1 protein-coding gene is annotated in these 1,093 nt (G+C 55.3%); it reads right to left on the bottom strand.

Annotated elements, in window-relative coordinates; all coding sequences use genetic code 11:
* A partial coding sequence (locus tag C7476_RS27785) for an ABC transporter ATP-binding protein/permease (protein WP_114433129.1) occupies window positions 1-1,093 on the bottom strand: 1,093 nt, incomplete at both ends.

Genomic DNA, 1,093 nt, shown 5'->3' with positions numbered 1-1,093 from the left:
AGGTGATTGAATGCTTGGAAAGCGTGTGAAGGATTTTGCGGAATTCCTCGGCCCCGAGCGTTGTGTCGAGCCGGTCAAGAAAGACAAACCGAGGCCCCGCGAGAATAATACCGATCAAGGCCAACAGCTGTTGCTCGCGCAGCGAAAGGACCGCGTCCCAGTCGCTTTCTTTGTCTAACCCGCCTGTTTGGCCGACATCGAGATTGAATTTATGTAAAAGGTGCAGAATTCGGTCATCGGAGATGTCGTCCGACTTATCCGGAGGTACGAGAGTCTGCCGCAATGTACCGGGCATCAGATAGGGTTGCTGTGGGAGAAACAGGATGCCGCCAGCGCCAGGGCGGATGATGCGGCCGCTACCAGCGGTCGGAATACCCGCCATCGCCTTGAACAAGGCCACGCTGCCTGCTTGATTTGGCCCTGTGATCAATACCCGGGTTCCTAACCCGATAGATACCGACAAATCCCGTATGAGCGGTTCGCCGTCCGTCGATGACAGCAAGAACAGATGCTCGAAAACAAGAGCGCCTTCGTTTTCGACAATCTGGATGGCCAATGGCGAGCCGGGGGGGTGCGACTGTTCGATAGCCTGAAGAAGGGCGCTAAGGCGGGATACCACTGCGGCAAAGTATGAGATCGAATGGAATTGCGTGACGATTATTGAAAACGCACCTACAAGCATAGCGAAGGCAGCGGCCGATTGGGTGATGACGCCGAATTCCACATCGCCGCGTATGAAGGCGGGGGCGACGATAAGGGCAGGGATAATCTGGATCAGCCAGTTGTAGCCTGTCGTGAAGAATCCAACGTTCCGATTGATGGCCGTGATCTCGCGAAAATTGGCGACCATATCGTCAAGCCGTTGAAGCAGGCGAACATTCTGCTGCGCTTCATTGCGGGCCACCATGATGGCTTCAGCTCTTTCTCGGACATGAATGAGGCCGGAGCGGAAGCTGGCCTCCTTGTCCAGTTGGTCATACTTCAGCTTGATGAGAGGGCGGCCGAGAGCAATTGTCAGATAAGAGCCGCCTGCGGCATAAACGACGGCAACTACGAAGAGAAACGGGCTGATCGACCACAGCACTCCTGAAAA

Origin of the sequence: Phyllobacterium bourgognense (assembly GCF_003337575.1) — a bacterium.
Taxonomy (GTDB): Bacteria; Pseudomonadota; Alphaproteobacteria; order Rhizobiales; family Rhizobiaceae; genus Phyllobacterium; species Phyllobacterium bourgognense.
Note: the sequence above shows the minus strand (reverse complement) of the source record. Positions and strands in the feature narration are given on the sequence as shown.